This window comes from Streptomyces sp. NPDC049627 (genome assembly GCF_044465645.1).
Lineage (GTDB): Bacteria > Actinomycetota > Actinomycetes > Streptomycetales > Streptomycetaceae > Streptomyces.
The window spans coordinates 713791-740350 of record NZ_JBITLW010000002.1; the positions used below are offsets into that span (position 1 = coordinate 713791).

At 71.7% G+C, this 26560-nt stretch carries 15 protein-coding genes; 8 read left to right on the forward strand and 7 right to left on the reverse strand.

Annotated elements, in window-relative coordinates; translation table 11 throughout:
* Positions 1-23 precede the first annotated feature (23 nt).
* Positions 24-1949, reverse strand: coding sequence for an NAD-binding protein (locus ACIBU0_RS08305; protein WP_398813471.1), 1926 nt, complete (start codon positions 1947-1949; stop codon positions 24-26).
* Between the two features lie 182 nt (positions 1950-2131).
* Between ACIBU0_RS08305 and ACIBU0_RS08310 the strand changes: the two genes are divergently transcribed.
* From ACIBU0_RS08310 to ACIBU0_RS08330, 5 genes are all read left to right on the forward strand, one after another.
* A complete protein-coding gene (locus ACIBU0_RS08310; protein ID WP_398813474.1) occupies positions 2132-3166 on the forward strand; it encodes a permease in 1035 nt (344 codons plus the stop codon).
* Positions 3163-3897, forward strand: a complete 735-nt coding sequence (locus ACIBU0_RS08315; protein ID WP_398813477.1) for a TIGR03943 family putative permease subunit — start codon at positions 3163-3165, stop codon at positions 3895-3897. Before ACIBU0_RS08310 ends, ACIBU0_RS08315 begins: the two co-directional genes overlap by 4 nt.
* Before the next feature lie 85 nt (positions 3898-3982).
* On the forward strand, positions 3983-5065 hold the full coding sequence (locus tag ACIBU0_RS08320) for a trypsin-like peptidase domain-containing protein (RefSeq protein WP_398813480.1): 1083 nt from the start codon (positions 3983-3985) through the stop codon (positions 5063-5065).
* A 185-nt stretch (positions 5066-5250) separates the two neighbouring features.
* Positions 5251-5421, forward strand: coding sequence for a hypothetical protein (locus ACIBU0_RS08325; protein ID WP_398813482.1), 171 nt, complete (start codon positions 5251-5253; stop codon positions 5419-5421).
* 32 nt (positions 5422-5453) lie between these two features.
* Positions 5454-7334 carry an HEXXH motif domain-containing protein gene (locus ACIBU0_RS08330; protein WP_398813485.1) on the forward strand — a complete coding sequence of 627 codons (1881 nt, stop codon included), beginning with the start codon at positions 5454-5456 and terminating at the stop codon, positions 7332-7334.
* A 176-nt stretch (positions 7335-7510) separates the two neighbouring features.
* Here ACIBU0_RS08330 and fxsT read toward each other — a convergent pair whose 3' ends face one another.
* The 3 genes from fxsT to ACIBU0_RS08345 all read right to left on the reverse strand — a co-directional run bounded on the left by fxsT (position 7511) and on the right by ACIBU0_RS08345 (position 13631).
* Positions 7511-11449, reverse strand: a complete 3939-nt coding sequence (fxsT, locus tag ACIBU0_RS08335) for an FxSxx-COOH system tetratricopeptide repeat protein (protein ID WP_398813488.1) — start codon at positions 11447-11449, stop codon at positions 7511-7513.
* Positions 11450-11728: 279 nt separating this feature from the next.
* Positions 11729-13246 carry a hypothetical protein gene (locus tag ACIBU0_RS08340; RefSeq protein WP_398813491.1) on the reverse strand — a complete coding sequence of 506 codons (1518 nt, stop codon included), beginning with the start codon at positions 13244-13246 and terminating at the stop codon, positions 11729-11731.
* A gap of 76 nt (positions 13247-13322) precedes the next feature.
* Positions 13323-13631: a trypco2 family protein gene (locus ACIBU0_RS08345; protein WP_398813494.1), complete on the reverse strand. Its 309-nt coding sequence runs from the start codon at positions 13629-13631 to the stop codon at positions 13323-13325.
* A 184-nt stretch (positions 13632-13815) separates the two neighbouring features.
* Between ACIBU0_RS08345 and ACIBU0_RS08350 the strand changes: the two genes are divergently transcribed.
* Positions 13816-15051: an amidohydrolase family protein gene (locus ACIBU0_RS08350; RefSeq protein ID WP_398813497.1), complete on the forward strand. Its 1236-nt coding sequence runs from the start codon at positions 13816-13818 to the stop codon at positions 15049-15051.
* Positions 15052-15081: 30 nt separating this feature from the next.
* Here the strand turns inward: ACIBU0_RS08350 and ACIBU0_RS08355 are convergent, their stop codons facing one another.
* The 3 genes from ACIBU0_RS08355 to ACIBU0_RS08365 form a co-directional block, all read right to left on the reverse strand.
* Positions 15082-15843, reverse strand: a complete 762-nt coding sequence (locus ACIBU0_RS08355) for a glycosyltransferase family 2 protein (protein ID WP_398813499.1) — start codon at positions 15841-15843, stop codon at positions 15082-15084.
* 8 nt (positions 15844-15851) lie between these two features.
* Positions 15852-16442 (reverse strand): UTRA domain-containing protein, encoded by a 591-nt coding sequence (locus tag ACIBU0_RS08360; protein WP_398813502.1) that lies wholly within the window; start codon positions 16440-16442, stop codon positions 15852-15854.
* A gap of 229 nt (positions 16443-16671) precedes the next feature.
* Positions 16672-20697 carry an AAA family ATPase gene (locus ACIBU0_RS08365; protein ID WP_398813505.1) on the reverse strand — a complete coding sequence of 1342 codons (4026 nt, stop codon included), beginning with the start codon at positions 20695-20697 and terminating at the stop codon, positions 16672-16674.
* 1061 nt (positions 20698-21758) lie between these two features.
* On the opposite strand from ACIBU0_RS08365, the gene ACIBU0_RS08370 reads away from it, so the two are divergent.
* Entirely contained in the window at positions 21759-25724 is a 3966-nt protein-coding gene (locus tag ACIBU0_RS08370; protein ID WP_398813507.1) for an SGNH/GDSL hydrolase family protein, read from the forward strand.
* Positions 25725-25750: 26 nt separating this feature from the next.
* Positions 25751-26500 (forward strand): hypothetical protein, encoded by a 750-nt coding sequence (locus tag ACIBU0_RS08375; RefSeq protein ID WP_398813510.1) that lies wholly within the window; start codon positions 25751-25753, stop codon positions 26498-26500.
* The last annotated feature ends 60 nt before the right edge of the window (positions 26501-26560 follow it).

The window sequence follows — 26560 nt, forward strand, 5'->3', positions numbered from 1 at the left end:
CGGCGGGGGCGAAAAAGAAGGCGCTAAGCCCCCGCCCGCTCCCGCGACCGCCTCCCCAGCAGCTCCGCCAGCCCCCGCCGCGTCGCAGCCAGCACCACCCGGTCGTCCTTCTGAAGGACGTACGAGTCGGGCAGATCCCACACCCACCCCGACCCCCCACCCGCCCGCGACTCCTCGTACGCCTCCTCCACCGCCGTCTCCTCCCGGCGTTCCTCCGCGGGCGTCCGATCCAGGGCCAGCACCCGCCACGCCCCCGCCCGAAAGGCGTCACCGACGGTCTTGTCCTCCAGCTGGGGATGCCCGGCCACATCCACCGCGGCGAACAGCAGCACCCGCCGCTCCACAGGAATCGCCCCCAGGATCTGCCGCCCCATCATCGCCCCGGCGAAGGCGGGCGCGGCCAGATGAGTCACACTCCGGCTGCGCGTGGACGCATGCGGGTGCGCGGCGCGCAGGGTGCGATAGACGGCGGTGGCGAAGTCGTCGTCGTACAGCCGCAGGACGACCCGCAGATCGGGCCGCACGGAACGGGCGTACAGCGCGGCCTCGAGGTTCGTCGTGTCCGCACTGGTCACCGCGAGCAGCGCATGCGCCCGGTGAATCTTGGCCGCCTCCAGGACCCCCTCCTGAGTGACGTCCCCGAGCACCACCGGCACCCGCAGCCGCCGCGCGGTGGCCAGCCCGCGCGCCTCGGGGTCGGCCTCGACGCACACCACGGGAATGTTCAGCTCACACAGCCTGGTCAGCACCCGGGTGCCGATCTTGCCCAGCCCGAGCAGCACCACATGGCCACCCAGCCCCCGCGGCGGCTTGCGCAGCGCGGACGCGGTGCGGAACGTACCGAGGGCCTCCAGCACCGCCGCCAGCAGCACCGGAAGCAGCAGCAGCCCGACCAGCCCGGACAGGAGCTGGAGGATCTGGCGGGCCAGGGACTGGTGGAGCGCGGGGTCGTTGATGGCGAAGAGGTCGAGGAGGGTCATGTACGTGGCGTACAACGGGTGTTCGCCGGTCACCACCATCAGCGCCACGGCCAGCGCCGCCACACACCCCACCAGGCCCGCCAGCGACCACCGCAGCCGCCGTGAGAACAGCGAGGCGAACGCCGGTACGACGCCCGGCCCGCCGCGGTTCGACGGCATCGACGGGCCCGCGTACGACACCTGCTCCAGGACGACCGTCCCCCGCGTCCCGGCCCCCCGCACCGCAGCCGCGTCCGGCAGCAGCAGCGGGCCCTGCTCCTCGCCGCCCTCCGAACCGTTCGCTGCGGCCGGTTCGTTGCTCGACAGCAGCGCCAGCGTGGCCAGCCCGGAAGGGGCCGTCTGCCCGGGGCGGCCCGGGCGCAGGGGCGGCCGCTCCACCGCGCGCAGCAGCAGGCCGTCCGTCTGGACGACCTTGGTGGTGCCGGCGACAGCGGTGGCCGCCAGCGCGGGGGCGGCCGTATCGGCGTCGGACAGGACGGTCGTGGAGGCGTCCAGGCCCGCGTCGCCGCTGCCGGTCGCCAACGCGGCCGCCTGGTCGAGGAGTTCCTCGATGTGCTGGCCCAGCCGGCGGTTGTAGAGCCGCAGGACGAGCCGGAGGCGGGGGTTGAGGCGGCGGGCGGTGAGGGCGGCGCGGATGTTGGTCTCGTCGTCGTCATAGACGAGGGCGAGCGCGGCGGCCCGTTCCACGCCCGCCTCGGCGAGCTTGGCCTCCGTGGCCTCGGCGGCCTCCACCACCCGGATGCTCCCGGCCGGTTCACCGGCGCCGCCGGCCGCGCCGCCCGCCCGGTTGACGGCCGCGTTCACCATCCGGTCGAACAGTGCCGCCGACACGGCCCGGGCCCGGCCCACGACCGGTGGCCGTTCCGTGCGCGCGGCGGGCGGCACGACAAGCGTGACCTGTTCGCCGTACACCCCGCGCAACTCGGCGGCCAGCCGGTGCGCGAGCCCGTCGTCGCCGCACACCACCATGTGCGCGGTCGTGTCACTCCCTAATGCCTGATTCGGAACGCTCGCCACAAGGGGCAAGACTGCCTCACCGTGACGGGTGGTTCCACAGGTGCCCCCTCGGTACCTGAACGCCCGCGCCCGTCCGGCCGTATGAGAGGGGAGGGAAACCAACGCCCTTCCGCACCACCGGAGGTACCTCGCCCGTGGCGATCACCAAGACCGTCCCACAGCGGACCGACGACCGCAGGGACCCGGAGCGGGCCAGGGACCCGGAGCCGAAGGACGAGGGCCGGTACCTCACCTCCCCCCTCCTCCTCACCCTGCTTCTCCTCACGCTGGTGCTCCTGCAGAGCCCCATCCGCCGCGCGCTCTCCGCACCGGTGATGCAGAGCTGGACGACGGTGTTCGTCGCGGTGATGGTCCAGGCGCTGCCCTTCCTGGTCCTCGGCGTGCTGCTCTCGGCGGCGATCGCGGTGTTCGTGCCGCCGTCCTTCTTCGCCCGCGCCCTGCCCAGCCGCCCCGCCCTCGCCGTCCCGGTCGCCTCGGCCGCGGGCGCGGTGCTGCCCGGCTGCGAGTGCGCGTCCGTGCCGGTGGCCGGGGCGCTGGTCCGGCGCGGGGTCACCCCGGCCGCGGCCCTGGCGTTCCTGCTCTCCGCCCCGGCGATCAACCCGATCGTGCTGACGGCGACGGCCGTCGCCTTCCCCGGCAACCCCGAGATGGTCCTCGCCCGCCTGGTCGCGAGCCTGCTCGTGGCCTGTGCGATGGGCTGGCTGTGGCTGCGCCTCGGCCGTACCGACTGGCTGCGCCCTCAAACGCGCGCGTCCCACGACGGCCAGAGCAAGGGCGAGGCCTTCTGGGACTCCGTCCGGCACGACGTGATGCACGCGGGCGGCTTCCTGGTGGTCGGCGCGATGGCCGCGGCGACCCTCAAGGCGGTGGCCCCGGAGAGCTGGCTGCGCACGGCGGCCGACAACCCGGTGCTGTCGGTGCTCGCCCTCGCGGTCCTCGCCGTCGTGCTGTCGATCTGCTCGGAGGCGGACGCGTTCGTGGCGGCGTCACTGTCGCAGTTCTCGCTCACGGCCCGGCTCACCTTCCTCGTCGTGGGTCCGATGATCGACCTGAAACTGTTCGCGATGCAGGCGGGCACCTTCGGCCGCGCCTTCGCCCTGCGCTTCGCACCGGCCACCTTCGCCCTGGCCGTGGCCGTCTCGGTGCTGACCGGGTGGGTGATCCTGTGAACCGCCAGGCCCAGTCGGCCGTCCTGTTCCTGCTCGGCGCCTCCCTGCTGCACGCCGGCAGCACCGACCTCTATCTGCGGTACGTCAAGCAGGGCCTGCGCCCGCTGGTGCTGGCGTCCGGCGCGGTGCTCATCGCGGCGGCGGTCGCGACGGTCTGGTACGAACGCAAGCGCGCCCGACGCCAGAAGCAGACCGACCATCAGGACAGCCACGCCCACCCCCACCACGAACCCCGCATCTCCTGGCTCCTGGTCCTCCCCCTCTTCGCCCTGATCCTGGTCGCCCCACCGGCCCTCGGCTCCTACAGCGCGACCCGCACCGGTACGGCCTTGCAGGAACCCCTCGCCTACCCCGCCCTCCCGGCCGCCGACCCCCTGCCCCTCAGCGTCGTCGACTACGCGGGCCGCGCCGCATACGACCACGGCCGCACCCTGCGCGACCGCCGGATCCAGCTCACCGGCTTCCTGGCCCTGGACCGCGACGGCACCCCCTACCTCGTCCGCATGGCCCTCAACTGCTGTGCCGCCGACGCCCAGCCGGTCAAGGTCGCCCTGACCGGCGACGTCCCGCCCGTCCTCCAGCCGGACACCTGGCTCCGGATCACCGGCACCTACACCCCACGCCGCGCCAAGGACCCGGTCAACGGCGGCCCCATCCCGTTCATCGAGGTCACGGAGGCGAAGCCGGTGGCGGCGCCGAAGGATCCGTACGACGAGAGCTGGAACAACTGACGCCGACGCCGCCCGGCAACCCGGTCGCCGCCCTCCGCCAGTCGTCCTCACCTCCGCCCCCGCGTACCTCCGGCACCCGAGGGGTATGGGGGCCGCTGTGGGGGAGCGGGCACAGGGACTGCAAGCGGGGCGGGTCGCCGAGGTACTGGTGCGCAGGCAGGACGGACTGCCCGGGCGGCGCGGTTCCGGATACCGGGTGGGCGAGGCCTGCGTACTGACGGCCGCTCATGTCGTGGCGGGCCCGACGGCATCGGTCCGCGTGCGCTTCGACGCCGACCTGCCGGGGGAGTGGAGCGCGGACGCCCGCGTCGTGCTGCTGGCCGAGTCCGCCGACGTCGCACTGCTGGAGATCGCCGACGTGCCGAGGGACCTTCCCCCGGCCGGTCCGCCCCGCTACGCCGCGGTGCCCGACGCCGATGTGACCCTGCCCTTCAGCGCGATGGGCTTCCCCCGCTTCAAGCTCCGCGACGACACCGCGCACCGCCTCGACGACGGGTCCCCCAGCCAGTACCGGGACTCGTGCCATGTCTCGGGCACGGTCTCCGTGCTGTCCAACCGCCGTGAGGGCACGCTGGAGCTGGCCGTCGTCGCCCCGCCCGCCGACGTCGAACCGGAACGCTCGCCCTGGGAGGGCATGTCGGGTGCCGTGGTGTGGTGCGGCGGCTGTGTGATCGGCGTGGTGAGCGCCCATCACCGCTCGGACGGGCTGGGCAGGCTCGCGGCCGGGCGGTTGGAACGCTGGTACGACGTGCTGGCACCCACCGAGCTGGAGCTTTTCCAGCGCCACGGCGGCCTGCCCCCGCGCGCCGCGCTCGCCCCGGCCGACGGAGCGCAGGAAGCCCGCCCGGTCCCCGCCCTGGCCGATCTGCCCGCGGATCTGCCGCTGCGCGAACTGACGGGCCTCGTCGACGCCCTGACGGCGCTTCCGATGCTGCGCGGCGGGAGCGGGACGATCCTCCTCCTGGAGAGCATCGACGCCCGCGTCGCCGCCCACAGCCCTCGCGACCCCCGGCCGCGGATGGACGTGTACGGCATCGTGCGCACCTGCCTGCGGTACCCCGGCACCCTCGACCAGCTCCTGGAAGCCGTGCGTCTGCTGGAGGGGCCGTCACCGGAAGTGGAACGCGTGGACCGTGCGGCGGCCGGGCTCGCGCGGCGCAACGGGTGACGCCGGGGTGCTTTCAGCAAGGTGACCCATGGAACCCCCATGGTGTGGGCCATTGGCTGACTTGATGTAGTGGCGCGGCCGGGATACGGGGTTTCGACATGTGTCCTGCTGGGTCATCATGGATGAGGCACCGACAGCGCTGACTGGTAGGCACGGGAGGGGACTTGGCAGCCGTGGAGCAAACGATGCCTGCCGTCGAGTCCGGTCTCGTCGATCTCTCGGGGGTCTCTCTTGAAGCGCTGCGTTCCATGGACGGCACCGTCATCGGCGAGTCGCTGGAGCAAGTGGTGCACGACATCGACGGCCCGCAGGGCATCACTGCGGGGGGTTACAACGGGTCCCGCTTCGACGCCTGACGAGGTGATCGACCCGGTGCGGTGGGGCGTCCGTGGCCGCTGAAGCCACGACCCCACGGGATCGCCTGCCCTTCCATCGGCTCTCGGCGGACGGCGTTCAGGCGCTCGCGCGGGGCGAGGGCGACAGCGCGGTGGTGAAGGCACTGATCCGCGCCGAGCGCAGCCGCCGGCTCCTGCTGCTGCGGGCACTCGACAACGAGCTGTCCCGGCCCGGTCCCGCTTCGGCCCCGAAGGACCCGGCCCCGTACCCGGAGGCCTGGGCCCTGCTGGAGCGCGCCCAGCGGCAGGCGCCCGAGGCGTTCGAGGACGCCCTGATGTCCCCCGGTACCGGCATGTGGGCCTCACTCGCGGTCCGCAGGGTCAGGGGATGGGCGGCCGAAGAAGAGGCGCCGCACTGGGTGGTCACGGGGCATCTGGCGGCGCTGGCCGCCGCCGCGGGGGCGCGGGCCGGACTGGACTTCTCGATCACCGTTCCCGTGCGTCAGGGGCTGGTGCTGTTGCCGACCCTCGGATGCGCGGTCCTGCCGGCCACCGAACCGTGGAGCACCGCCCGGGTCAGGGGCCGCGAGGGCCGGTTATGGATCACGGGTGCGGGCGGCGAGGTGGAGGTCGCACCCGGATGGGACCGGCGCGGTCCGGACTGGCTGCCGGTGCGCCGGATGACGCTGGGGGCGGCGCCGGCAGCGAAGTCCCTGGTGCTGGAGGACCTGGACCCCTACCGGACGTTCCCCCGCCCCAGCGAGCCCCGGCCGTTGTCCGAGGCGGAGGCGGAGGCGTGGGCCTCGCTCCTCACCGATGCCTGGAAGGTGCTGCTGCGCGACGATCCGGTGAGCGCCGGGGCGATGCGTGACGGGTTGATCGCGCTGGCTCCCACCCCGGCAAGAGAAAGGTTTCGGCCGTACAGCTGCACGGCCGCCGCCGCGTTCGGCGGGGTCGTGGCCTCCCGTCCGGACGACGCTGCCCAGCTCGCCGCGACCCTGGTGCACGAAGTGCAGCACATCAAACTGGGCGGCCTGATCCACCTCGAACCACTGACCGTGCCGCCACCGGACTCACAGGGGCCGGAACAGCTCTTCTACGCCCCCTGGCGCGACGATCCACGTCCGCTGGGCGGTCTGATCCAGGGCATCTACGCGTTCCTGGGGGTGACCCGGTTCTGGCGCGCCCACCGGCACGCCGCCGATCCGGCGTACGCGCCGCTGGCACACTTCGAGTTCGCGCTCTGGCGCGGCCAGGTGTGGGCCACGCTGAGTCGGATCCGCGGACACGAGCGCCTTACCTCGCTGGGCCGGCGGGTCGTGGAGTGCCTGAGCGAGCGCTGCGCGCAGTGGATGACCGAGGAGGTGCCGGCGGCCGAGCTGCGGCTCGCCGAGGACGCCGCGCACGACCACTTCGCGCGCTGGCGGGCCCATCACCTGCGCCCTCCGGCCGGGGCCGTCGAGGACGCCGTACAGGCCTGGCGGCGCGGCGACGCCCGGCCGCCGGCCGCCCTCGCCGAAGAGCCCGTGCTGGTCCCGGACACCGAGGTCCGGTTCCTGGACAGCGCGGCCGTCCTCGCCCGGCACCGGCTCGGCGAGCCCGAGGGGGCCTGGCGGCACACCGCCGCCCGGTACGGCCCGGAAGCCGGGGGCGTCAACGGCGCCGAAGCGGCCGACGTGCTGCTGGCCTGCGGTGACCTTGCCGCAGCGCGGGCCGCCTTCACCGCCCGGCTGGCCGGCAAGGGAGCGCCGGTGGCCGCCTGGGCCGGCCTCGGCCGTGCCCTGTCCGCCGACCCGGCCCACGCGGCCGCGTCCCGCCTGCTGCTCGGCTTCCCGGAACGTGCCGTAGCCGTGCAGGACGCCTTGGAGACGACGACGGGACGGGGCGCGGACCCCATCGGCCTGGCGACCTGGCTGGCCCGCCGCTCGAGCTGACCGGGCGTGGCACGCCGTCGCCACCGGGTGTCCGGCACACACGGTCGTGTGCGTCGTTCGACGGCCCCCGCGCGGGCGGGCTCGCATCGGTGCGCCGCGCTCTGCCTCAGGACGTGGCCGGGCGCACCGTGGCTCCACAGCTCGGCAGGTGGGGCGGGGCCGGTGGCCCCGCCCGTTCACAGCGGCAGCGGGTCGATGTCGCAGTTGGCGCGTTCGCGGTCCCTGAACTGGACCGTGGCCGGGTGCGGAGTGCCGTGCTCCGCGCGCAGCCGGGGCGCGTCGAGCACGCGCTCCATGCGGGCCATGGTCTCCTCGCGCAACGCGGTGCCCTGGGCCTCCGCACCGACGGAGACGAGGTCCATCGCCAGATTGCCCGCGCACGCCAGCGTGGTCGGATGGTCCTCCCCGAAGGTGACCCGGCACAGGGCCAGCGCGTCCTCACCCCGGCGCCGCGCGTCCTCGTGCCGGTCGAGCGCGGCCAGGTCGCTGGCCAGGTTGATGGCGCAGATGAGGGAGAGCGGATGGTCCGCGCCGAGCCGGTCGGTGAGCGAGGCGAGTGCCGTCTCGTCCAGGCGGTGCGCCTCCTCGGGTTTGCCGAGCAGGCGCAGCGTGACGGCGAGGTCGACATCGGCGGAGAGCACGTGCGGGTGGTGCGGGTCGTAGATCTGCCGGTATCCCTCGCTGGCCTTGAGGCCACGGGTCCGGGCGGCCTGCAGATCACCGTTCTGGCGCAGCGCCACCGACAGGGTCAGGGCGGAGGCCAGCGACTGGGGGTTGGTCTCGCCGTAGCGGCGGATGAACATCGCATGCGCCTCGGTGGCCAGTTCCAGCGAGCGCACATGGTCGCCTTCCTTGCGGCAGGCCTCGCTGAGCTGGCGCATCGCGCCGATCGTGGCGGGGTTCTCCTGACCGAAGACCTCACGGTAGGCCGCCAGCACGGTCTCGTGCAGCGACCGGGCGCCGACGTAGTCGCCCCTCTCGCGCACGTCGATGGCGGCGCCGCTCTCGGTGATCAGGGTCCGCCGGTCGTCACGGCCGTACAGCCGCAGTTTCAGCGCGAACGTGCGCTGGTCGAGTTCGAGCGCCTCGCGGAAGTCACCGACCAGACGCAGACTCACCGCGAGATTGTGCGCGATGTTGAGCGTCGTGGGATCGTCCTCGCCGAAGGCCCTGCGGGCCCGCTCGTATGCGATCTTGTCCAGCTCGGCACCGGTGGCGAACCTGCCTTCGACACGGCGTACGGCGGCTTCGAGCTGGAGGGCGTCCAGCGCGTCCTCCCGGGTGTCCTCCTGGCCGGCGGGGGCGGTGCGCTCGTAGACCCCCTTGAGGTGGGCCACCAGCCGTGCCGCGTCGTCGAAGCGGCCCACCACCATGTACATCCAGCACAGCCACTGCCCCATCAGCAGCGTCTGCTGGTCCTCCTCGCCGAAGATGGTGAGCCAGGAGTCCCAGGCCTGCTCGGAGAAGTCGAGCGACACCTCGTGGTCGCCCCAGTAGTAGAGGTACTCGGCGATGTTCCTGACCAGCTGGCGCACCCACGGCTGGTCGGACTTGATCGCCTCCGCGGCGATGACATGGCTGTAGAGCTCCGCATACCGGGACCAACTCGCCGGGTCATTGGGAGATTTGGGGTCGGCGGCGGCCATGAGGGTGTGGGCGCCATGGCGCATGCGGGACTGCTCCTCGGAGGTCATCCGGTTGTTCAGGACGAGCTGCACCAGACGATGCATCTCGATGGAGTTCGTACGGTGGTCGATGCGGGCGAGGGAGTAGCGGTTCACCTCCCTTATCGCGCGCGCGAGTTTCATCGGGTCGTTCAGGGCGGCGTCCAGCTCCGGGAAGATGCTGCTGTTGCCGAGGCCCGAGAAGATGGAGCGGGAGATCGGGTCGGGGGCGAAGTAGGAGCACAGCTGCAGCAGGCGCAGCGCGGCGGGGCTGCGGGTCTCCAGGTGGTCGAGGGAGACGTTCCAGGCCGCGGCGACGGGCAGTTGGTAGTCCGGCGGCGGCGCCACTTCCAGCAGCTCCATGCGCTTGTTCTCGAACAGCCGCAGATACTCGGAGGCGGGCATGCCCGTCTCGGCGCGCCAGGCGGCGGCCTGTTCAAGCGCCAGCGGCAGATCGCCCAGCGCCTCGGCCAGCGCGTCGGCCTCGTCGTCGTGCAGCGGTGGCCCGGAGCGGCGCAGCAGCTCCTTGCTCTCCTCCCGGGTGAACACGTCCACTTCCAGGGACCCGCCCACCTGCCCCCACCGCCGGTTGCGGGAGGTGACGAGGATGGTTCCGTTGCCGCCCTGGGGGAAGTAGTGGCGGACCTGCTCGGGATTGTCGGCGTTGTCGAAGATGAGCAGCCAGCGGGAGTACGGCCGTCCCTCGCGCAGCGCCTCCCGCACCGCGGGGCCGGCGATGTTGGCCTCGGTGGTGGTCACCAGACCCAGCCGCTGGGCCAGTTCCACCAGCGCCTGGCCGATCTGACCCGGCCGCTCCGCGGGGATCCACCACACGATGTCGTACTCCGCCTGATGGCGGTAGGCGTACTCGATCGCCAGCTGTGTCTTGCCGACGCCGCCCATGCCGTGGATCGCTTCGGGCAGCACCGTGGTCGTGCCTTCCTGCAGGCGCTGGTCGAGCAGCTCCAGCAGGGCGGTGCGGCCCGTGAAGTTCGGGTTGCGTGGCGGCAGGTTCCCCCAGACACGCGGCCGTGTCGCGCGATCCTCCTCCACGGTCCGCTGGGGTGTTGTCGACATCTGTGTGGCTCCTTCGGAAGCGGGCCGGGACTGAGGACCGGGTGCGACCGCCGCCGGGGCCGAACCGGACGCTGCGGGTCCCGTGGAAGTACGGGGCGGTTTCTCCAGGCTGACGGCGTATCGCCGATCGTGCCAGCTCAGCACCCTGGCCAACATGGCGGCACGCTGGCCGTAGCGCCCGGACAGGGCCCGCAAGGCGGTCAGCTCCACCCGGAGGAAGGCGATGTTGTCGAGGTTCACGCGCGGCATCGCCAGGGTGTCGAGCGGTTCGGCGGGGTCGGGCAGCAGGGAGCGGGTCGCCGGGTCCCCGGCGAATAACGCGCGTACGTCGTGCAGGACCCGGGCGGTGGCGCTGCGGCGCCCCAGCGCCAGCAGTTCCTCGCGTGTGTTCGGGGCGAAGGTGAACGCCACGTCGGCCGGGCCCTCGTCCTCCGTCCGGGTGGGCCGGACGAGGCCGCTCAGCAGCAGTTCGGAGACGTGGACCGGGCCCGCGTTCGGCGCGGTCCCCGTGATGGCGCGGATGACGGGCAGGCTCAGTGGCGCGGCGGCCAGCCGGGTGGCGAGCAGGAACGCCGTGGGGCTGGCGGCGGCACGGAAGTCGGAGACGCGTTCCGCGGCGGGCACGGTGCTGTGCGGGTCGGGCACGTCCTCCGCCCAGGGCAGGGCGCGCGCCGCGTCGGGCCTGCGCTTCCATTCCCGAGCCTGGATGGCGGGCAGGTCCCGCCGGTCGGGCTCCGGTCCGGACAGCACACGGGCCAGGGACTCCGCCGAGCGGTGGGTCAGGGCGAGCACGGGCACGATCACGGCGCCGGCCTCGGGTTCGGACTCCTCGGCATCCCGTAATCCGGCCGGGACCTCGCGCTCCACCCAGTCCCATTCCCGGTTCGCCGCCCAGGCGTGCGGGGCGCGCACCCGCACGCGGTGCACGTCCAGCCCGGTGCGGAACCACAGCCGCTGGGGGAGCAGGTGCACCACGGCGACGGGGGTGGTGCGCCCGGCCGCACGCAACAACGGCTGTACGGCGCCGAGCCGCCAGCCGGCCGCCAGGGCGTCGGTCAGCACCAGCACCAGCCGGCGTACGTCCGCGGGGGCGGGGGCGAGCGGCTCCTCGGTGCTCACCCGCGCCGCGTCGGTCTCGTCGGTCCCGAGCAGGCGTACGACCCGGACCCGGGAGAACCCTCCGGCCCGCCGCAGCTCGTCGACCAGGTCGTCGACCTCGGAGTCCCACACCCGCATGGTCGGGTGGGTGTCGATGACGAGAACCGCCTCCGCGAGCTCCGGCCCGTCCGGCTGCCCGAGCCGGCTCAGGACCTGAGCGGCCTCACGACGTGCGCGCGCAGCACGTGCCGGTCGCCGTCCGTCGTCATCGTGCATAGGTGCTCTCAAGGCGTCGAAGTGACGGTGAGAGTGCTGAGGAGCCGCGCAGACCGCGGGCATGCGTGACATCCACGGGCAAAGCCTTGCAGTGCGTGCACTCCCGAAGCAAGTGCGTACGGAGGCACATGCACGGTGTGCGCATGAGCATGGTAGGGGCAGGAATGCCGGTCCGAAACCGGCGGGGACCAGCGGATGCACACTGCTGCATGTCGGGGCAGCCCCTCTCGCCGCGAGCGGGCGGACCGTGGACCCGCGCCCCCCGTGACCCGCCCCCGTTCACGGCTTCACCGGCGAATGGGCGGGACCCGGAGGGCCGGGTCTGCGTTCCGGATCGTCGAGCAGGATCGCAAGATGGCGTCCCACGTGGTTGTCCCAGCCCTCCGGACCCATGGCCAGAGCCTCCTTGCGCCATTTTCCGGTCCGCTCCACCAGGCCGGCCAGTCCACGGTCCTGCACGAGGTCGGCCACCGCCTCCTTGAAGGCGGGATCGGAGCAGTCGCCCCGGTGCCAGATCATGGCCGGTACACCCGACCGCAGTCCCGCGAAGTACTCCTGACGGCTGGACAGGGAGTCCGTGCCCGGCGGCTCGCTGAGGACCAGACAGACCGCGTGCTCGTCCTCCTTCAACTCCCGCTCCAGATGGAAGTGGGAGCGGCCCGGCCGGTTCCAGTGCGAGTGGGTGTCGGCCGGGCGTTCCTTGAACTGGCGCCACTTGTTGTGCCACGGGCGGTGCCAGGCGGCCTTGCGCAGCCGCTCGAAGCTGCGCACGAGGACCGCGTAGTCCATCACGAGCGGGGTCGGCGAGTCCGAACTCGATTCCTTGTGCCACCACTCGACCGGCTCCCCGAGGAGTTCCCACGGGAGGATGAATTCGAGCACCACGGGCTGGCGCAGGTCCGACCAGCGTTCCTCGGTCTGCTCGATGAGGAGCTCGACCTCCGAGGGAAGCTGGTCGCGGTGCAGGTGCAGCGTCTCGCCCGGGACGGGATGCCAGCCCTCCGCGTCCGACTGCCGCCAGTGGGACAGGTAGTACCGGTCGGGATCCACCCCGTCGGGTTCGAACTGGATCATGAGGTAGGCGGGGACGAGCGAAGGGGGCGGCTGGGCGACCCCGCCGCGCTGCCACTGCGCCAGTTTGTCCTCCAGCTCCCAGGCGCGCGCCTGCCGGCGGACCCAGCGGCGCAGTTCCTCGGCCGCGCCGGCCTGCCCGTCCTCCATGAGGTGGTCGGCGGCCAGGGAAAGGAACGCCATGCTCACGGGCAGGTCCTTCGCCGCGGAGTTGTCGCCGGCCAGCCGCAGGAACACCGTCCAGCCCGTGTCGCACCACGCGGGCAGCTCCTGGGTGCGGGAACGGCTGGCGCGGCGCGCCATGGCCGCGAGAGCGGAGGCGGACCGCATCTCGCGCAGGACGGGCCGCAGCGGATGCAGGTCGGCGCCGTCGAAGAAGTCCACGGCCTCCCACTCGTCCACCAGGGGCCGCAGTGTCGTCACGGCGACGGACTCCTGCTCGATGTAGCCGAGGCAGCGCACCAGGCACGGCAGTCCGTCGGGAAGCTGTGTGCACCGCTCGACGAGGTGCAGCAGCCACGGACGCAGTGTCTCGTTGCGCAGGGGTTCTACGGATGAGCCCAGTTCCTGGCTCAGCATGGTCACCAATAAGTCGGCACTGTTCGGCTGCCGCATGGTGGCCGATTCCTGGAGGACGTCGACGACCTCGGCCATCAGCTCGTTGCGAACCCGCGCAGGGCTGCGCCCTTCCACCCCCGTGACCTCCCGATCGCCACCAGTCGTCATCGAGTTCCTACGGACAGTCGTCGACCCAGCGTACGGCTCCCCGTCCGGCGACGTCAGGGGGCGGAAGCGGTCAGGGTCAGCGTTCCGTGCCGGCCTCGTCCCCGGCGATCAGCACAGTGCGGCGGGTGCCGTCCGGTGCGACCAGCCTGGGCTGCAGGGTGAGGCTGATCCGGTGGGTCCGTGACGACTCCAGTTGCGCGTCGCCGCCCGCCTCGACGACCCAGAACCGCACCTTCCCTCCTGCTCCGGCCTTGCGTCCCACCATGACCGTCGCCTCGATCTCCACCGTTTCGAGCTCGAACCGCAGCGGCGCGGCCGTCCCGTCCGCCAGCGCCGTGGTCAGCTCGTGGCGCAACTCCCGGATCATTTCTGCGAGTTCGATCACTCCCGGGATGTTAGCGGTGCGGGCGCGGCCCGGCAGCCCTCTCGCCCGACTCCGGTCCGGGCGCGGCTCGCCGACCGGATGTGCCCTTGCCGTCCTCGGGGGAGGCCCCTAACCTGAACCCTAAATCTGATGGACCGTCAGATTTCGTGGTGACGGTCCGCCGGCAGGGACGAGGGGGCAAGACGTGGCGACCGCCGACCGAAGCACCACCGACCGCAGCACCAAGGACCTGCCCAAGGTCATCAGCGTGGACGATCACGTGATCGAGCCCGCGCACCTCTTCGAGACCTGGCTCCCGGCCAAGTACCGGGACCGGGGCCCGAAGCCCCTCACCGCCGGGATCGGCGAACTCGCCTACGTCGGCGGGAAGTACCGGTTCACCACGGACCCGGACGGCCAGCTCACCGACTGGTGGGAGTACGAGGGCGACCTCTTCCCGTACAAGCGCATCATCGCGGCCGTCGGCTTCTCCCGGGACGAGATGACGCTCGACGGCATCACCCGCGAGCAGATGCGGCGCGGCTGCTGGGACCCCAAGGCGCGGCTGGAGGACATGGACATCAACCATGTCGAGGCCTCGCTCTGCTTCCCCACCTTCCCGCGCTTCTGCGGCCAGACCTTCGCCGAGGCCAAGGACAAGGAGGTCGGCCTCGCCTGTGTGCGCGCCTACAACGACTGGATGGTCGAGGAGTGGTGCGGCGACAGCGGCGGCCGGCTGATCCCGCTGTGCCTCATCCCGCTGTGGGACGTCGACCTCGCGGTGGCGGAGATCCACCGGAACGCGGCGCGCGGGGTGCGCGCGGTGACCTTCAGCGAGATCCCCACCTACCTGGGCCTGCCGTCCATCCACTCCGGCTACTGGGACCCGTTCTTCGCGGCCTGCGAGGAGACCGGCACGGTCGTCAACATGCACATCGGGTCCTCCTCCCAGATGCCGGCCGCGTCCCCCGACGCCCCGCCCGCCGTCCAGGCCAGCCTGAGCTTCAACAACGCCATGGCGTCGATGATGGACTTCCTCTTCTCCGGGGTCCTGGTGAAGTTCCCGCGGCTGAAACTGGCGTACAGCGAGGGGCAGATGGGCTGGATCCCGTACGCCCTGGAGCGCGCGGACGACGTCTGGGAGGAGCACCGGGCCTGGGGCGGCGTGAAGGACCTGATCCCCGAGCCGCCGTCGACGTACTACTACCGCCAGATCTTCTGCTGCTTCTTCCGCGACAAGCACGGCATCGAGGCCATCGAGACGGTCGGCGTCGACAACGCGACCTTCGAGACGGACTATCCGCACGTCGACTCGACCTGGCCGGAGACGAAGCGGGTGGCCGAGGAGCACGTGGGCGGGCTGCCCGAGGACGTGGCCTACAAGCTGCTGCGCGGCAACGCGATCCGGATGCTCGAACTGCCCTTTGACCAGGAGGGATGAGCACCCGACCAGGAGGGATGAGTACCTCCCTCACCGAGCGGCGCAGGGATACCGCCACCCGAACGCCGCCAGCGCCCGTGCCCTCGCCTCCACCACCGCCATCCGTGCCTCCCGCTCGGCCGGGTCGACATGCGAGGCCTGCCCCGTCGCCTGCCCCTCCCACTTCCGGTACAGAAGGCCCACCTCCCCCGAGAACCAGCCCCGGCTCACCGAGTTGAGGGCGAGCAGCAGGCCCGTGTCCTCCGATGCCGGGAGGGCCATCCAGCCGCCGAGGCCGAGGAGCAGGTCGCGGCGGACGCAGAGGGTCGCCGGGTGGACCTGGGCGCGGAAGTCGTTCGCCTTCCAGAAGTCGAGCACGGCGCCCCGCTCGATCGGCCCGTCGTCGGGGTCGCCGGGGAAACCGGCCGTAGAGCCGTCCGGCAGGAGGTCCAGGACCCGGGAGGTGGTCCAGCCGATGCCGGGGTCGGCTTCGAGGACGGCCAGGTCACGGGCCAGCGTCCCCGGCGTGAGCTGGTCGTCGGCGTCCAGGATCTTCACGTACGCGCCCTCGGCGTGCGCCAGCGCGAAGGTGCGCGCCACGCCCGGCCCGCCGGGCCGGCCCTGACGGAAGGTCACGCGCACGTCATCGGGGACGTACGGGCGGACCTCCTCGGTCCTGCCGTCCTCCTGGATCACCCACTGCCACTCCCAGCCCGCCGGCAACTCCTGCTGCTCCAGCGACTTGTAGGCCTCCGGCAGGAACGCCGCCGAAGGGCCGTGGACAGCGGTGACGATGATGACGCGCCGGGTCACGGCGGGACTCACCACCTTTCCAGAGGGGTCGTGAAGAGCAGTTCGGTACGGTCGCCGGGCAGCGTGGCCTCGGAGACGTCCACGACGCGGCCGTCGATGCCGTACGACGTCTTGCGCAGCAGGATCACCGACGTCCCCGGCGGCAGGTCCAGCTCCCGCGCCTCCTCCGGCGTCGGCGGCCGCGCGGTGACCCGTTCCTCGACCCGGCCCACCTCGATGCCGACCGTGTGCAGCTGGTGCTGCGTGCCGCCCGGCCAGGGCTCGTTGGCCTCGTCCAGCAGCTCGGGGTTGGCGGCGACCATGTCGCGGACGAGGTAGGACGTCACGAGGCTGAACGGGGCGTTCTCGGCGGAGCACCGCGTGCGGTAGGTGCGCTCCAGGAGCGTCGTCCCCTCCGGCACCCCGAAGGCGTCCGCGAGGTCGGGCGGCGCGGGGACCTCGCGGTACCGCGCGTGGAAGACGAGGTCCCGCGGCTCCAGGCCGGTCTCGTGCTCCGTGGCCCCGGTCGCGGCCCGGGTGTCGAGCGGGCAGCGGGCCCGGTCCTTCTCCCACTGGTGCCGGTGGTTGTCGCGGAGGATCGGGGTGCGGGGCTCGGGCACAGGATCAGCGTACGACTGCTCGCAGCCGCGGACATGCTCGCAGCCGCGGACATGCGAAGGCCCGATCGCTGGCGACGGGGGATGCACCAGCGATCGGGCTGTGCCCAACAGTAACAAGGCTGCCTGCCTCGCGGGAGTCGACTGATCGGGTGTGGGCGGGGGTTGTGATCGGGATCACGGAAAACGCTGTCCGCCAAGCCCTCGCCATATCACTTGCGTCCCGGCTCCGTCACTGTGCGCAGGGCGGCTCGTACGACAACCGGGGCAAGTACTCGTGCCACTTCTCCCGCGTCAGCACGCCGTGCGTCGTCGAGCAGACGCGGCGGACCGCCTCGTCGACGTCCAGGTTCCAGAGCCGGACGGTGTCGGTGCCGCTGGAGACGCCGAGCATGTGGCTCGTCGGGCTGAACGACAGGAAGTTGCCCGTCTTGGCGTTGGGGCTCATTGCCTGGCCGATGGGCGAGACGTCGGACGGATCGGTGACGTCCCAGGCCCGGACCGTGTTGTCGTTGCCGCCGCTGGCCAGGGTGTGGCCGCCCTTGCTGAACGTCACGGACACGACCGCCTCGGTGTGCCCGATGAGGGGGGAGCCCTGCGGCCTCGCCTCGCGGGGGTCGGTGACGTCCCACAGCCGTACGGTGTCGTCGTCGCTGCCGCTGGCCAGCGTCCGGCCGTCCGGGGTGTAGGCGAGCGCGTTGACGGGGCCGGTGTGACCGGTGAGCGGTGCGCCGAGCAGGGTGGGGCGGCGGGGATCGGTCACCTCCCACAGCCGGATGGTGCTGTCCGCGCTGCCACTGGCGAGGGTGCGGCCGTCCGGGCTGAAGGCGAGGGAGTTGATGTATCCGGCGTGCCCGGCGATCGGTGCGCCGAGGGGAACGACATGGGCGGGGTCGCTGACGTTCCACAGCCGAAGGGTGCGGTCGTCGTAGGCCGTGGCCAGTGTGCGCCCGTCCGGGCTGTACGCCAGCGCGTCGGGGCCCATGAACCGGGTGCGCAGGAAGATGGGGGAGCCGTAGGGGACCGGGCGGGACGGGTCACCGACGTTCCACAGGCGCACGCTCTTCTCGCCCGTCGTCACCGCGAGCGTGCGGCCGTCGGGCGAGAACACCAGGGAGCGCTGGCCGGTGTCCCCGGGCAGGAACGGCCTGCTCAGCGCCACCGGCCGGGCGGGATCCCGTACGTCCCACAGCCGGATCTGTCCGTCGCGCGCGGAGGTGGCGAGCACCTTGCCGTCCGGGCGGAACGCCCCGTTGCCGCCGATCATGTCCGACGTCGGGATCGACCACAGCCGGACCTTGCTGTCGCCGCTGCCGGTGGCGAGGGTGCGGCCGTCCGGGCTGAACCCGAGCGCGTACATCTCCCCGCTGGCGCCCGCGAGGGGCTCGCCGACCTGGGAGGGATACGCGGGGTCGCTGACGTTCCACAGGCTCGCGGTGCTGTCCGCGCTGGCGGCGGCGAGCATCGTGCCCGCGGGGTTGAAGGCCACCGACCAGATGGGGCCGGTGTGCCCGGTGAGCGGTGCGCCGAGCTGGGTGCCGTGGTGCCGGTCGGAGACGTCCCAGAGGCGGACGGTGTCGTCCGCGCTGCCGCTGGCGAGGGTGCGGCCGTCCGGGCTGAAGGCCACGGAGTGCACCAGATCGGTGTGCCCGGTCAGCGTGGAAAGCGCCTTCGGCCGGTCCGGTTCGGCCACGTCCCAGAGGCGGATCGTGTCGTCGTCGCCCCCGGCCGCCAGCGTGCGGCCGTCCGGGCTGAACGCCACGGACCGCACGGCGGCCTCGGCGCCGCCCAGCGTGGCGCGCGCCTTCGGCCGCGTCGGATCGGCCACGTCCCACAGTCGTACGGTGCGGTCCTCGCTGACGGAGGCGAGGGTACGGCCGTCCGGGCTGAAGGCGATCAGGTAGATCGTGCCCTCGTGCCCGGTCAGGGGCGCGGCGAGCGGACGCGGCCGGCTCGGCTGCCGTACGTCCCACAGCCGGATCGTGCCGTCGTCGCCGGCACTGGCCAGGGTGTGGCCGTCCGGGCTGAACACGGCGCTGCTCACCCAGCTCTCGTGTCCGGTCAGCGGCTTGCCGAGCGGCTCGGGCCGGGCCCGGTCCGCCACGTCCCACAGCCGTACGGTCCGGTCGTAGCTGGCGGTGGCCAGGAGCCGTCCGTCCGGGCTGAAGGTGGTGAGGTAGACGGCGCCGGTGTGGCCGCGCAGGGGCGTGGCCAGCGGGGCGTTCACGATCGAGATCAGCCGGCTGCTGGCGTCCGCGTCGTCCGGGCGCAGCCGGTGGGCCACCAGGTCGAGCTGGGCGGACAGCGAGGGGTCCGTGTACTGGAAGCGGTCGGCCTCGGCGAGCACCTGCGCGAACCTGGCGTCGTTGCGCTGCTGCCAGGCCACCACCGCCGCACCGACGGCCACCATCGCCAGCGCGACCAGCGCCGCGACCGCGCTGCGCATGATCCAGACGGTGCGCCTGCGCAGCCGTACCGAAGCGGCCAGGAACTCCACCGCGCCGCGGGTCAGGAACGTGTCACCGGCCGAGCGCGCCCAGCCGTGGGCCTGCTCCAGCCGGGAGCCCCGGTACAGCAGCGAGGAGTCCCGGTCGGACTCCTCCCAGGCCCGGCCGTCCTCCTCCAGCCGCTGGCGCAGCAGATTGCCCTGCCGGTCCTCGTCGATCCAGTCCCGCAGCCGCGGCCAGGCATGGAGCAGGGCCTCATGCGTGATCTCCACGGTCTCCGCGTCCAGCGTCACGAGCCGGGCCCGCACCAGCGCCTCGAGCGACTCCTCGGTCTTGCCCGGATCCGCCGACTCCGCCGCCAGCTGCCGCCGCGTGCCGCGCCGCCGGGTCGCCTGCGTGTCCTCGCCCAGCCGGACCAGCCTGAGCAGCAGCAGCCGCGCGGCGGTACGCGCCGCCGGGTCCAGCCCCGACCAGGCGCGCTCGGCGGTAGCGGCGACGGCCCCCTGAATGCCCCCGGCCGCCCGGTACCCGGCCACCGTCAGCCGCCCGGCCTTCCGCCGCTGCCAGGTGGCGAGCAGCGCGTGCGAGAGCAGCGGCAGCGCCCCCGCGTCATGCTCCCCCACTGCCCGAAAGGCGTGGGAGGTACCCCCACCGCGGGGTCCGTCCGCGCTCACCTCCCGCACGATCAGCTCCGCCAGCCCCGGTTCCAGCTCCAGCCCCACCGCCTTGGCCGGCCCGGTCACCGCCTCCCGCAACTCGGGGGTCGTGAGCGGTCCGAGCACCATGTGCCGGTGCTGCAGCGCGTCGGCCAGCTCCGGGTGCGCCAGGCACTGCTCGTAGAAGTCGGCGCGGATGCCGAGGACGACGAGGACGGGGGCGGGGTCGCCGGGTCCGGGAGGCGTGCAGGCGGCGTGCAGGAGCTGGACGAAGGTACGGCGGGCTGATTCGTCGGGGCAGAGGGTGAACGTCTCTTCGAACTGGTCGACGATGACGACGGGGGGAGCACCCGAGGCCGCCGCCTCGCGCCGGGCCCAGGCATGGACGGCGTCGCGCGCGGCTTGAAGGGCAGCGTCGGCGGGTTCCGGAACAGCGTCCGCGAGCGCAGGAACGACGTCTGCGAGCCCCGGAACGCGACGGGTCAGCTCGGCGAGCGGATCACTGCCCGGAACGAGCTGTACGACCGTGCTCGGCCGCTCGTCGCTCTCCTCGCCGCCCAGCGCACCGCTCTGCAGGGCAGGCACCAGGCCGGCGTTCAACAGGGACGACTTGCCCGCCCCGGAGGCGCCGACGAGCATGACCAGGCCGCCGGTCTTCTCCACGGCGCGGAGCTGCCCGACCAGGGTGTCCGTACTCCGCTCCCGGCCGAAGAACCACCGGGCGTCCTCCTGCCGGTACGAGGCCAGCCCCCGATACGGGCACACCCCACCGGAAACGGCCGGGACCTCGACCGCCCCGGGCTCCCCGTCCTCCCCCTCCCCGGAGGTCGCACGCTCCCACAGGCGCTGCCAGTGGGCGAGGTCGTACAAACCGGTGGACACGGGAGTGGGGCGTGCGCGCCGCGCCTGGGGGATCAGGACGTGCAGTACGGCGGAGAGGGCGGCGAACTGGGCCGGCACGTTCTTGGCCCGCCGCCAGTCGCTGATCCGCTGAGCGGACACCCGTACGGGCCGCCCTCGCTCGTCGACCCGCTGCAGCCGGACGACCGCTTCGGCGACGCTCTTGAGCGGAGGGTTGCCGGCCTCCTTGTACAGCAGCGCGAGCCGTTCCGCGAAGGCTGTCCGCGCCCCGGAGTCGGAACTCAAGGCCTCCACTCCTTCACTTCCGCTACGTCCGCCGCACCCGGACATCCGGACCGGAAAACTCACTTTATATGGCTGACCTGCGATGAAGGCCTCGTCCGGAGACCGGAACCTCCTCGCGGGCCCCCTCCAGCTGGCAGGATCATGGCGCAAGTGCACAACCCTCGCGCGTCGCCCGGACAGGCCGTCGGCCCGGAGCCCGGGAGACCACTCGTGGCGCCGCGCGTTCTCCGTCACCCCCCACACTCGTTCGATCCCCACTGACCCGCCGCCCACCGAACCGGCCCGTCGGATCCCGGATCGACCCCGCTCCGCCGTCCGGTACCGGTCCCCACGAGGGGAGGGACCGGTACCGGACGACGCGGTCAAGCTGTTAGTACGCCTTACCCAAGCGCGGAGTGAGGGGACTCGGCCATGCCGAGGGCTGTCGGGCGCGGCAGGCGGATTCCTCACTTCGTAGGCGATTTTCGGTCGACCCATCACCCGGCTTCACAGGAAACGCTCAGGTAGCCCGTGGATTGCGGGCGGCACCCTGCGACCGTTTCAGGTCAACCAGCGGTTGAGCCTGCAGTTATCCCTTGTTGCTCGCTGGTGGCCTGTGTCTATGGTGACTGCCGTGCTCGGCGGGACGTGACCACCCCGCTCAAGCGCTTTCAGTCAGCGACCGGGAAACCAGCGTCGCTACGGGGGGAGTTCGTTGTGCCGCGATGCATCTCCGAAGTGCTGCACGTCCAGGGGCTGGGCAAGAGCGTCTCCGCACGGGACCGCCGTCCCCGTTGGGTGCCGTTTCCACCGCGAGACCGATGAGCGCCGTCGCGGTGACGTGATCGGCGGCAACCCCCGGCGACGTCCGTGAGGGCCTCGCGGTGCCGTGCTGAGCCCGAACCCAGCCATCGGCGGGATTGGGCGATGGCCGCGACTGCCTCTCCAGCACGGCCTTGGAGCCCCGAGGTGCGCCACCGCCGGGGTCGATCTTTCCAGCGGAGGCGGCGTCGGCCGCGCAGCCCCTTGTCCCCCTGAATGCTGCGTCGGTTTCTCATCCATGCCCGGAAACCCCTTTTGGAGGAGAGCAGTTGAGAGTACGCAGACCGGCCCGTGCCGGGATCGCGGGCCTTGCGGCCACCGCGGTCCTGACCGGGCTCATACAAGCCGCACCGGCGTTCGCCGACACCAGCCCTCCCGCCCCGAAGCCCTCCGGCCAGCCGTCGGCTGATCCGTCGACCGATCCGCCGACGCGTGTGCGGGATCCCGGCAAGAGGCTCGGCAAGGGCTGGAAAACCTCCGCGGACCGGGCCGTGACCACCGCGGCGGACAGCGGCGGCTTCAAGGTCCTCGTGGCGGACAGCAAGGACGCCTACCAGTGGCGGACCGTTGCCACGCTGGCGGAACCCGGCATGCCGGCCGACTCGTGGATCGGCAACTCCTGCGTCATGGACCGTGATCACGCGGCGGTCGTGTACGCGCCGCGTACGTTCACGAACAAGCCGGACCTGATGCAGGGCGGGGCGTTCACGGCAGTCGTCGACCTGAAGTCCGGCCGGGTGACGAAACTGCCCTTCACCGGCTCGCTGGCCTACTTCGACCCGTCGTGCAACCCCGAGACCGGTACGGCCGTTTTCACCGCGTTCCGCGACAGCAAGACGCGGCTCGTCACGGTCGACACCAGGGGCAGAACGACCACCGATACCGCGGTCACCGGTCAGGTGACCTCGGCCGTCCCGACGAGGGACGGTCTCGTCGCCGCACACGGCCGTCACCTGGTGCACGTCGAGCCGGCGGACGGGAAGCTGCGGAAGCTGGCTGCCGCGGACAGTGTGCCGTTCGACATTCGCCCCACCAGCAAGGGGATCGCGTTCCTCGACCGCAGCGGCACCGCGGCTCGCGTCAAGCTGTGGAGGGGCCAGGGCACACCGTCGACCCTCGCGTCGGGAAAGCTCGGAGACGTGGCCCTCGAGCAGGGCACCGGGGGCCGGGCATTCCTCACCGGGAAGACGACGAACGCGAAGCTCACAGGCACAGCGGTGGCCCGCCTGAACGTTCCGGCGGATACGGATGTGTCCAGCCACGGGCGACTGGCCGTCGACCCGGTGCTCATGCCCGGCGTGCGTACGGGCCTGGACCGGATCAGGAACGCGGGGCAGGGGTTCACCAAGGCCGAACCCTCGCCCCGGACGCGCACGTCCACGGATCCCACGGACCCCACGGACAAGAATGCCGCGCCGCTGACCATCACCAGTGTCGCGACCAGCACCGGGGAGAAGATCACCGAAACGGTCGCCGACACGACCAGCGACTCGGGAAAGGAGTCCTTCTCACCCGCCCTGCGCACGGCCGGCAAGAGCGGGCGGACACCCGAGAAGAGTGGGCGGGCCGCCCTCGTCGACGACGAGCGGGCGCACAACCCGGTCGACACCGACCGCTGGTGCTCCGTCCCTCGCAACGACGTCAAGGCGCTCGCCCTGCAACCGACCCCGAACCAGGTCGAGTGGGCCGTCGACATGGCGATCCGCGGCGAGCTGCGCGCCAGGTGGATCAAGCAGGGCGACTGGCGCGCCCAGGCCGGTCTGGGCACCGTAGACCCGCAGGGCCTGTTCCCGCCCCCCACGCTGAAGGGCGGCGGACGGATCCCCGCGCAGGTGCTGCTGGGTGTGCTCGCGCAGGAGTCGAACCTGTGGCAGGCCGAAGGGGGCTCGATCCCCGGCCAGATGGGCAACCCGCTGGCGGCGATCGCCGGTTTCTACGGGCACAAGGGTGATACGTCCGAGGCGTACTGGCGGATCAACTGGAACCTGTCGGACTGTGGCTACGGCGTCGGCCAGGTCACCGACGGCATGCGCCTCGCGGGGCACGAGAAGCCGGGCGAGACGTCCCTGTCCCCGGCGAAGCAGAAGGCCGTGGCGCTGGACTACGCGGTGAACATCGCCGCGTCGATGTACATCCTCGCGGACAAGTGGAACCAGGTGCACACCGCCGGTCAGACCATCACCGTCAACAACGACGACCCGTCGAAGCCGGAGAACTGGTTCGCCGCACTGTGGAACTACAACCTCGGCTTCAACGAGAACAAGGGTGACGGCAAGCCGTGGGGCCTGGGCTGGTACAACAACCCCGCGAACCCGTTCTACCCGCCGTCGCGGCACCCGTTCATGTCCGACCCGCGTGACGCCGCGAAGCCTCAGAACTGGCCGTACGAGGAGAAGGTGATGGGCTGGTCCGCCTACTCCATGGACACCGGCTACTCCTACGCCACCGACGGCCGGCAGGACTGGCCCGGCGACTCCGGGTACTCCACCGCCGGGTTCCGGCCCGCCTGGTGGGTCAACCCCGGGCAGCGCGACCGGGTGAAGCCGCCGCTGGACGCGTTCTGCAACTCCACCAACAACTGCGACGCCGCCAACCCGCCGGACTGCCCCGACGCCAAGTGCTACGAGAAGTACTGGTGGCGCGGCTCGAACGTGACGTGGAAGGCGAACTGCGCCAACGACTGCGGCAACGAGAACATCAAGTACGTGACGCTGCGGGAGGAACCGGGCCGCGGCTACCGGCTGAAGCACGGCACCCCGGAGTGCGACCCCGCTCCCGCCGGGGCGCTGATCGTGGAGTCCGTGCCCGACAACGTCGACACCTACAGTTCCTGCGGATCGTCCGGCACCGACGCCGGGAGCTTCCAGTTCACGTTCCACCCCAACCCGGCGGCGACCGGGCCGGGTCTGGGCCCGTTCGAGGCCAAGGGAGACCTGCACCAGATCGGCGGTGGGCACGGCGGCCACTTCTGGTACGCGCACACCCGCGACGACGCTCATCTCGGCGGCGCCGGCGGCCGGATGACCGTCGACGGCACCTGGACCCTCGGCCGCAACGTCGAATGGGCCCGCGTCTTCGCTCACCTGCCGGACACCGGGGCGCACACCCAGCAGGCCCACTATGTGATCAAGGGAGTCGCGGGCGCTGACCGTGACCGCTATGTCAACACCCACTTCAGCAAGAACACCTGGGTCGAACTCGGCGTCTACCGCTTCACCGGCACTCCACGGGTGGAGCTGACCAACACCACGGACGACGGCACCGCGGACGAGGATGTCGCCTGGGACGCCGTCGCCTTCCAGCCGCTGTCGGGCAAGCCGAAGCACATGGTCGTCGCCATGGGCGACTCCTACACCTCCGGTGAGGGTTCCGGGGCCTATTCGCCCGAGTCCGACAGGGACCACGGGACGAGCACCTGGAACGCCTGCCGACGCAGCGACAACTCCTGGCCGCGCAAGGTCGTGTTGCCCGGTCAGAGCTCCAGCCTCGGTCGGCTCACGAACGACAGGAGCGCCACAGTCGACTTCCTGGACGTCAGTTGCTCCGGGGCGAAGACTTCGCAGCTGACCATGGGAGACCCCACCCCATGGGGAAGGATCGGCAACTACCGCGAGAAGAGCCAGATCGACTCCGGTGTCCTCAGCCCGGACACCACGCTGGTCATGCTGACCATCGGCGGCAACGACGGGGACAACTTCACCAACGCCGTCAAGAACTGCTACATCATCGGGGTATGCGACCCGGCCGACTACACGGGCAAGGTCGACCAGTCGGTCGCGGCCATCGGGAGCCTGATCAGTGACATCTCGTTTGCCGCGCCGAACGCACAGATAGTCCTCATGGGCTACCCACGCCTGGTCAGTGACCAGCAATGCGTGACAGCCGACTTCGACGCCCTGAACCAGCTGGCCGACTACGTCCGGGACAAGCAGAAGGCAAAGGTGGCCGAGCTGAACAGGGCCGGAACCAAGGTGGCCTTCGCCGACCCGATACCTGCCTTCCGGGGACACGGAATCTGTGACGGCGACGAGTGGATCAACCGTGTCGTCGCCGGCCCGAACGGCGACGGCGACTTCCACGACGGTGACCCGGCCAACCAGGCTCCCTGCCTGCCCTGGCCCGGAGAGAACGTCTGTGCCAGCCTCGAGTCGTTCCACCCGAAGAACGCCGGTACGACGGGCTACGCTCGGGTCATGGACCAGGCACTGGCCGACTTGGGGTACAAGGGCAGTTAGTGGAAGCTGACGAGACTGGCAGCGCGGTGGTCACGAGACGGGCGAACCGTCTGGTGACCACCGGCTGCCTGACCATCCTGGTCGGGCTGATCACCGTTCTCGGCGTCCTCGTCTCCTGGTTGTGGTACCGGCACTGGCACGACGGGAACGTCAACAGTGAGCGCAGGGACAAGGCGTTCGCATCGATCCTGAAGCAGGCCCGTGCCACGGCGGACGACACGGCCCGCGCACTCGACACGAGCGGCGCCACCGACCCCGACGCTCTCACCGGCGTGATCTGGCGGCACACAGAAGCCCCCGTGATCACCTACGACGCCTCCCGCCGCGAGTTCACCGCCATGGCCGCGAGATCCACCCTGTACGACGAAGAGGTCATGCTCCCCGGTGGCGGGCCCGTCGAGGTGACCCGGTGCTTCGCCTTCACCTACACCCACCGCCCCGGTCAGGCGTGGACGCCGAGGGTTTCCGAGCGGGACGACGACGCATGCCGTCCGGGCACCGAGATCGGCGGTCTGGTACGCCTCGCGCGCACGCGCATCTCCCACATGCATGCCGAGGACTTGACGCGAGCCGGAGTGCAGAAGGCCTTGGATCCCACGGGACGGCTGCGTTCCTACGACGTCAAGAGCGCGCTGCGCAAGGCAGACACGGTGACCGTCACCATCCTGCTCTCCAGTCCGGACACAACGGTCGACCAGTGCTACCGCTTCACCCGCCCCGTCTCCGACGACGCCGCCCAGGGCTCCACCACAGCGGTTCCGACGCCTTCGTGCTGACCCTGCGACGTGACGTCTGAACAACGCCCTGCTTTTCTCCCGAACGATCTCCAGAAACCA

Coding starts and splice junctions, on each gene's coding strand:
- ACIBU0_RS08305 (WP_398813471.1), bottom strand. CDS start 1,949: ATGGTGGTGTGCGGCGACGACGGGCTCGCGCACCGGCTGGCCGCCGAG.
- ACIBU0_RS08320 (WP_398813480.1), top strand. CDS start 3,983: ATGGGGGCCGCTGTGGGGGAGCGGGCACAGGGACTGCAAGCGGGGCGG.
- ACIBU0_RS08325 (WP_398813482.1), top strand. CDS start 5,251: ATGCCTGCCGTCGAGTCCGGTCTCGTCGATCTCTCGGGGGTCTCTCTT.
- fxsT (WP_398813488.1), bottom strand. CDS start 11,449: ATGCACGATGACGACGGACGGCGACCGGCACGTGCTGCGCGCGCACGT.
- ACIBU0_RS08340 (WP_398813491.1), bottom strand. CDS start 13,246: ATGACGACTGGTGGCGATCGGGAGGTCACGGGGGTGGAAGGGCGCAGC.